The organism is Martelella sp., assembly GCF_984369615.1.
In genome coordinates this window covers 1-6,605 of sequence record NZ_CFHTCS010000251.1, presented here as the reverse complement: position 1 = coordinate 6,605, position 6,605 = coordinate 1, and the positions used below count along the sequence as shown (strand labels likewise).

Annotated in this window: 7 protein-coding genes; 6 read left to right on the top strand and 1 reads right to left on the bottom strand. The window is 60.7% G+C overall.

Annotated features, from left to right (window positions below; all coding sequences use genetic code 11):
- Nucleotides 1-15 precede the first annotated feature (15 nt).
- A complete protein-coding gene (gene dnaQ, locus AC5DC2_RS17235) occupies nucleotides 16-663 on the top strand; it encodes a DNA polymerase III subunit epsilon (RefSeq protein WP_491699366.1) in 648 nt (215 codons plus the stop codon).
- 487 nt (nucleotides 664-1,150) lie between these two features.
- On the opposite strand, the gene AC5DC2_RS17230 is transcribed toward dnaQ, so the two are convergent.
- Nucleotides 1,151-2,041, bottom strand: coding sequence for an NAD-dependent epimerase/dehydratase family protein (locus tag AC5DC2_RS17230; RefSeq protein WP_491699365.1), 891 nt, complete (start codon nucleotides 2,039-2,041; stop codon nucleotides 1,151-1,153).
- A gap of 29 nt (nucleotides 2,042-2,070) precedes the next feature.
- On the opposite strand from AC5DC2_RS17230, the gene AC5DC2_RS17225 reads away from it, so the two are divergent.
- The 5 genes from AC5DC2_RS17225 to AC5DC2_RS17205 all read left to right on the top strand — a co-directional run bounded on the left by AC5DC2_RS17225 (nucleotide 2,071) and on the right by AC5DC2_RS17205 (nucleotide 6,600).
- On the top strand, nucleotides 2,071-2,250 hold the full coding sequence (locus AC5DC2_RS17225) for a hypothetical protein (RefSeq protein WP_197489624.1): 180 nt from the start codon (nucleotides 2,071-2,073) through the stop codon (nucleotides 2,248-2,250).
- Nucleotides 2,216-3,169, top strand: a complete 954-nt coding sequence (locus tag AC5DC2_RS17220) for a sugar-binding transcriptional regulator (RefSeq protein WP_491699364.1) — start codon at nucleotides 2,216-2,218, stop codon at nucleotides 3,167-3,169. The genes AC5DC2_RS17225 and AC5DC2_RS17220 overlap by 35 nt, the downstream gene beginning before the upstream one ends.
- Before the next feature lie 208 nt (nucleotides 3,170-3,377).
- Nucleotides 3,378-4,691, top strand: a complete 1,314-nt coding sequence (locus AC5DC2_RS17215) for an ABC transporter substrate-binding protein (RefSeq protein WP_491699363.1) — start codon at nucleotides 3,378-3,380, stop codon at nucleotides 4,689-4,691.
- A gap of 203 nt (nucleotides 4,692-4,894) precedes the next feature.
- On the top strand, nucleotides 4,895-5,767 hold the full coding sequence (locus AC5DC2_RS17210) for a carbohydrate ABC transporter permease (RefSeq protein ID WP_491699362.1): 873 nt from the start codon (nucleotides 4,895-4,897) through the stop codon (nucleotides 5,765-5,767).
- Nucleotides 5,768-5,769: 2 nt separating this feature from the next.
- Complete coding sequence (locus AC5DC2_RS17205; protein WP_200336202.1) at nucleotides 5,770-6,600, top strand: carbohydrate ABC transporter permease; 831 nt, start codon at nucleotides 5,770-5,772, stop codon at nucleotides 6,598-6,600.
- Nucleotides 6,601-6,605 lie beyond the last annotated feature (5 nt).

Genomic DNA, 6,605 nt, shown 5'->3' with positions numbered 1-6,605 from the left:
AAGAATGACGACCGGCTGATCGAGATCGGCGGCGTCGAGCTGATCGACCATTTCCCGACCGGAAAGACCTTCCATGTCTATGTCAATCCGGACGGCAAGACCGTGCATCCGGAAGCCCTTCAGGTGCACGGCATTTCGGACGAGTTCCTGAAGGACAAGCCGGTCTTTGCCGATGTGGTTGACGATCTCCTGGCCTTTTTTGACGGCGCCCGCTGGATCGCTCATAACGCCGCTTTCGACATGGGCTTCATCAATGCCGAGCTCGGCCGGCTCGGCAAGCCGCCGATCGACCAGGAGATGGTGGTCGACACGCTGGCGCTGGCGCGCCGCAAGCACCCGATGGGTCCCAACAGCCTCGACGCTCTCTGCAAGCGCTATTCGATCGACAATGCCCACCGCACCAAGCACGGCGCGCTTCTCGATGCGGAATTGCTGGCAGAGGTCTATATCGAGATGTCCGGCGGGCGTCAGGCGGCCTTTCGCCTGGTCAATGCGGGCTCGGCGGATGAATATGACAGCGACGGCAATTTGCGCAAGCTGCCGCCCCTCGTCCGCCCCCGCCCGCTCCCCTCGCGCGTTCACGCGGAAGAGGCCGAGGCGCACGCGAAAATGCTCGCCGAGATCGGCGACAAGGCGCTGTGGCACAGCGTTTCGGGGACGTGAGGCGTTTTCCGGGGCGTGTTAGCCTATCGTGCTGAGAGCCAGAATTAGTACCAAGGCTACCCCTGCTATTATCGCAAATTTCCCGTTTGCCTGCAGCTTCATACCGGCCATGGAAAATTCTAGTTTCTCTATATGTGTATCCATAGTTTTGTCCTGATTGATCTTTGGGTGTGAAGAGGCTTAGATCTGGCCGTCTTCGCGAAAATCGCATCGGTCTTGTTCCGAGTGAACAAGACAAAGCGGCCCGTATGCACCGGTTCGGCTTCGACTTCTTCTTAATGGGGGGTAATTGCCAAAATCAGGTGCTGGCCGATCTTCCGCCCACCGATCTCCCCCCTTGAGGGGGAGATGTCGCGAAAGCGACAGAGGGGGGTAAAGGGCATGAGCCGCATAAGCTGCGTTCGTTGAAGGGGGTTCACCCCTCTCTGCCCCTTTCGGGGCATCTCTCCCTCAAGGGGAGAGATTGGTGGGGCAACGCCCCCTGTCTTCACTTCACATATTTGCGCCAGTCGTGCTGTTCCTCAAACCCCAGAACCTCGCGGATCTTGCGGTTGGAAAGCGGCGCTTCGTAATCGTCCATCTCACGGGTGATTGGCGTGTTCGGTGCGTATTTCTTCAGGAAGTCGACCGTCTTCTCGTTGGCCGTGATCGTGTCATTGGTGGCGTTGAAGACTTCGAAGCCGAGACCGTCCTTCTCGAGGCAGAGATCGACGATCTGCCCGAGGTCGCGCGCATCGATATAGCTCCAGGCATTGCGCTTGCGTGAGGGCGGATCGGCGAGGAAGGCCGGGAACTTGGCATAATCGTCCGGCGAGATGACATTGCCGATCCGAAGCGCGTAGATATCGGCGCCGAAGCGCAGCGCGAAGGCGCGCGCCGTCTTCTCGTTGCAGACCTTGGAAAGCCCGTAGCTGTCGAGGGGATCGACATCGTAATCCTCTTCCAGCGGAAAGGCGTGGAAATCCCGGTCGCCCTCGGCAAAGCAGACGCCGTAGGTGGTCTCGCTGGAGGCAATGATGACCTTGCGCACGCCGAGCTTCATCGCCGCCTCGATGACGTTGTAGGTCGAGATCACATTGGTCTGGTAGGTGACGTTGTCGGGCGTGATCATCACGCGCGGAATGGCAGCGAAGTGGACGACTGCGTCGGGCGCTTCCGGCAGTTTGCCGTTCTCATAGCGGTCCATGCCGAAATGCATGGACATGGCATTGAACACCTGGCCGCTGTCGGTCAGATCCGTGATCAGCGTCGTGACGTCCGGATGATCGAGCGCGACCAGATCGAGATTGAGGACGTCATGTCCCCTGTCGAGAAGATAGGGGATCACGTCGCGGCCAGCCTTGCCGCTGCCGCCGGTGAAAACGATGCGTTTCGTCATTTTTTCCTCGCTCTTGGGATGCTCCTCGAATGGACGGGATCGTGCAACGATCGGAACGAGGCGTCAAATCGATTTTAGCGGCTTTTGACGGGGCCGCTTGGCAGGGCGGCCATGACATGGCTATTCTGGCGCGCGATATTGACGAGGGGTCAACCAGGCGGGGTAAGCGAGAAAATGGCGAAAAAATCCGGCAGCGCATCGCGGCTTGACGAGGCGGCTCGGGCCGGCTGGCTCTATTATGTGGCGGGTCGCACGCAGGACGAGATCGCCGCCGCCATGGGAATTTCGCGCCAGAGCGCGCAGCGCCTCGTCTCGCTTGCCATGTCCGAACGGCTGATCAAGGTGCGCCTCGACCACCCCATCGCCGAATGCATGGCGCTCTCGGCGGCGCTTCAGGAGCGTTACGGGCTGAAGCAGGTGCAGGTCGTGCCGAGCGATCCGAACAGTGATACGGCGCCGACCGGCATAGCCGAGGAAGGCGCGGCCGAGATCGAGCGCTGGCTGAAGCGAAACGAGCCGACCGTGCTTGCCATGGGCACGGGGCGCACGCTGCGCTCGGCGGTGGAGCAATTGCCGCCGATGGCCTGCCCGCAACACCGTATCGTCTCGCTCACCGGCAACATCAGCCCCGATGGCTCGGCCGCCTATTACAACGTCATCTTTCTGATGGCCGACGCCATCCAGGCGCGGCATTTTCCGATGCCGCTGCCGGTTCTGGTGTCGACGCCGGAGGAACGCGCCCTGTTCCACGCCCAGCCGCTGGTGAAGCCGACGCTGGAGCTTGGCGGCAAGGCCGATGTCACCTTCGTCGGCATCGGCGAGCTCGGCCCGAGGGGTCCTCTGCTCTTGGACGGCTTTCTTACCGCAGGCGAGATGGAGGAACTGGTGGCCGTTGGCGCGGCGGGCGAGATCTGCGGCTGGCTTTTCAATGATGACGGAAGGCTGCTCGATCACCCGATCAACCAGCGCGTCGCCAGCATCCCCCTGCCCTCGACCGAGGATACGATCATCTTCGGCATGGCCCGCGGCAAGCCCAAGCACCGCGCCATCCGCGGCGCGCTGAGAGGCCGCCTGATCAATGCCCTGATCACCGACGAGGACGCGGCGCGTTTTCTGCTGCAGGACTGACTTTTCCGACATGTGTTGCCTCTGATCGCGATCGCTGCAGCAGTTCACTGTTGTGGCGCTGCGATCATGCTGAGAATTTCTTCTTGAAAAACAGGAGGATGTTGCATTCGCCCAAAGTATGAGCATTCGCCCACTTGACACTTAGCAATGAATGATGGGTAATTGCCCACATCGTAAGCTATTGCTCAATTCTGAGGGAGGAACGAGTATGAGACTGCACACGATACTTCTGGGCGCGTGCTCGCTTGCGGCGCTCACCGGCGTCGCTTCGGCCGAAACGCTGACCATTGCCACCGTCAACAACGGCGACATGATCCGCATGCAGAAGCTCACCGACGATTTCACCGCGCAGCATCCCGATATCGAACTTGAGTGGGTCACGCTTGAGGAAAACGTGCTGCGCCAGAAGGTGACCACCGACATCGCCACCAAGGGCGGCCAGTACGACGTGCTGACCATCGGCAATTACGAGGTTCCGATCTGGGCAAAGCAGGACTGGCTCCTGGCGCTTAACGATCTGCCCGCCGATTATGACGCGGGCGACCTTCTGCCGGCGATCGCCGGCGGCCTTTCGGTCGATGATACGCTTTATGCCGTGCCCTTCTACGGCGAGAGCGCCATGGTCATGTACCGCACGGATCTGGCTGAAAAGGCCGGCGTAACCATTCCGGCCGAACCGAAATGGGACGACATCAAGAAGGCGGCCGCCGCCATGACGGACAAGGATGCCGGCATTTACGGCATCTGCCTGCGCGGCAAGGCCGGCTGGGGCGAGAACATGGCTTTCCTCGGCGCCATGTCCAATTCCTACGGCGCGCGCTGGTTCGACATGGAGTGGAAACCCCAGTTCGACACGCCGGAATGGAAGGCGACGCTGACGGATTATCTGGACCTGATGAACAACTACGGTCCGCCCGGCGCTTCTTCCAATGGCTTCAACGAAAATCTGGCGCTGTTCCAGCAGGGCAAGTGCGGCATGTGGATCGATGCCACGGTCGCCGCTTCCTTCGTGACCGATCCGGATGAATCCAAGGTCGCCGATTCGGTCGGCTTCGCCCTTTTCCCGGAAAAGGGCGATATCGGCAATCGCGGCAACTGGCTGTGGTCGTGGAACCTCGCCATCCCGGCTTCGACGCAGAAGGCCGATGCGGCCAAGGCCTTCGTCGCCTGGGCAACCTCCAAGCACTATACCGATCTTGTTGCGAAACAGGACGGCTGGCGCGCGGCCCCTCCCGGCACCCGCACCTCGCTTTACGAGAACGCGGACTACCAGAAGGCAGCGCCCTTTGCCGAAATGACGCTGGAATCGATCAACGCGGTCGACACCAAGAAGCCTTCGGTTCAGGATATCCCCTATACCGGTGCGCAATTCGTCTCGATCCCGGAATTCCAGGGCATCGGCACCGCGGTTGGTCAGCAGTTCTCGGCAGCTCTTGCCGGCAACACCACGGCCGACCAGGCGCTCTCGAATGCGCAGCAGCTCACCGCGCGTGAGATGATGAAGGCTGGTTACCCGAAGTAAGACCTTCCTCCTGAGGGCGGTCGGAACCCGTTGTCCGGCCGCCCGCCTTTTTTCTTCTTGCTGAACTGACTTTGAAGAGCCGCCGCGCGATTTGCCGACGGCGGCTCTTTTGATTTCCGATTCCGGCCAAAAACCGGCGCGGGACCTTGAAGATGTGACGCGGCCGCCAATCCGGCCTGCCTCACCGAGCGGGGAAAACCGAAATGGCGACGACCCATACCCGAAACGCGGCGCGGCTGATGATGGCGCCCTCGGTCATTCTGCTCCTCTTGTGGATGATCGTTCCGCTGTCGATGACCGTCTACTTCTCCTTCCTCCGGTACAATCTGCTGATGCCGGGAACGGAGAGCTTTGCCGGCTTCATGAACTACCGCTTCTTCCTCACCGATCCGGCCTTCTTCCAGGCGATCGGCAATACGCTGATCCTTGTCGGGGGCGTGCTGTTTGCCACAGTTGTCGGCGGCATCGCGCTGGCGCTGCTGCTCGACCAGCCGATTTTCAGCCAGGGCATTGTCCGCATTCTGGTGATCGCTCCCTTCTTCGTCATGCCGACGGTTTCGGCGCTCGTGTGGAAGAACATGCTGATGAACCCGGTCAACGGGCTGTTCGCCTCGCTCGCGCGCTTCATCGGCATCCAGCCGATCGACTTCCTGTCATCGATCCCGCTCACCTCGATCAGCCTGATCGTCGCCTGGCAGTGGCTGCCCTTCGCCACGCTCATTCTTCTGACCGCGCTTCAGTCGCTGTCCGAAGAGCAGAAGGAGGCGGCCGAAATGGACGGGGCGAACGCCTGGAACCGGCTGATCTACATCATTCTGCCGCATATGGCCCGCGCCATCACCGTCGTCGTTTTGATAGAGACGATCTTCCTGCTTTCGGTCTTCGCCGAAATCCTGGTCACCACCAATGGCGGCCCGGGAACGGAGAGCACCAATCTCACCTATCTCGTCTACATGCAGGCATTGCTGCAGTTCGACGTGGGCGGCGCTTCTGCCGGCGGCATCATCGCCGTCATTCTCGCCAATATCGTTGCGATCTTCCTGGTGCGGATGATCGGCAAGAATCTGGAGGACTGACGATGGCACGCCAGGTCACGACGCAGAAAAAGCTGGCCTTCACGCTCCTTGCGTGGGTCGTAGCACTCCTCATTTTCTTTCCGATCCTCTGGACGGTGCTGACGAGCTTCAAGACGGAAAGCGAGGCCGTCTCCTCGCCGCCTTCCTTCCTGTTCTTCCAGTGGACGCTGGAGAACTATGTGGAGGTGCAGGCGCGCTCCAGCTATTTCCACCATTTCTGGAACTCGGTGGCGATCTCCCTCGGCTCCACGGTGATCGGGCTTTTGATCTCCGTGCCGGCTGCCTGGGCGATGGCATTCTCGCCTACGCCCCGCACCAAGGACGTGCTGCTCTGGATGCTTTCCACCAAGATGCTGCCGGCCGTCGGCGTGCTTGTGCCGATCTACATCATCTTCCGCGATCTCGGCCTGCTCGACACGCGCATCGGCCTGATCGTGGTGATGATGCTGATCAACCTGCCGATCATGGTGTGGATGCTCTACACCTATTTCAAGGAAATCCCCGGCGAAATTCTCGAGGCCGCCCGCATGGACGGCGCGACGCTCGGCAAGGAGCTGATCTATGTGCTCACCCCGATGGCGGTGCCGGGCATCGCCTCGACCCTTCTTCTCAACATCATCCTTGCCTGGAACGAAGCCTTTTGGACCCTCAACCTGACGGCCTCCAAGGCGGCGCCGCTGACGGCCTTCATCGCTTCCTATTCGAGCCCGGAAGGCCTGTTCTACGCCAAGCTTTCCGCCGCCTCGACCATGGCGATTGCGCCGATCGTCATCCTCGGCTGGTTTTCGCAGAAGCAGCTCGTGCGCGGGCTCACCTTCGGCGCGGTTAAATAAGGACA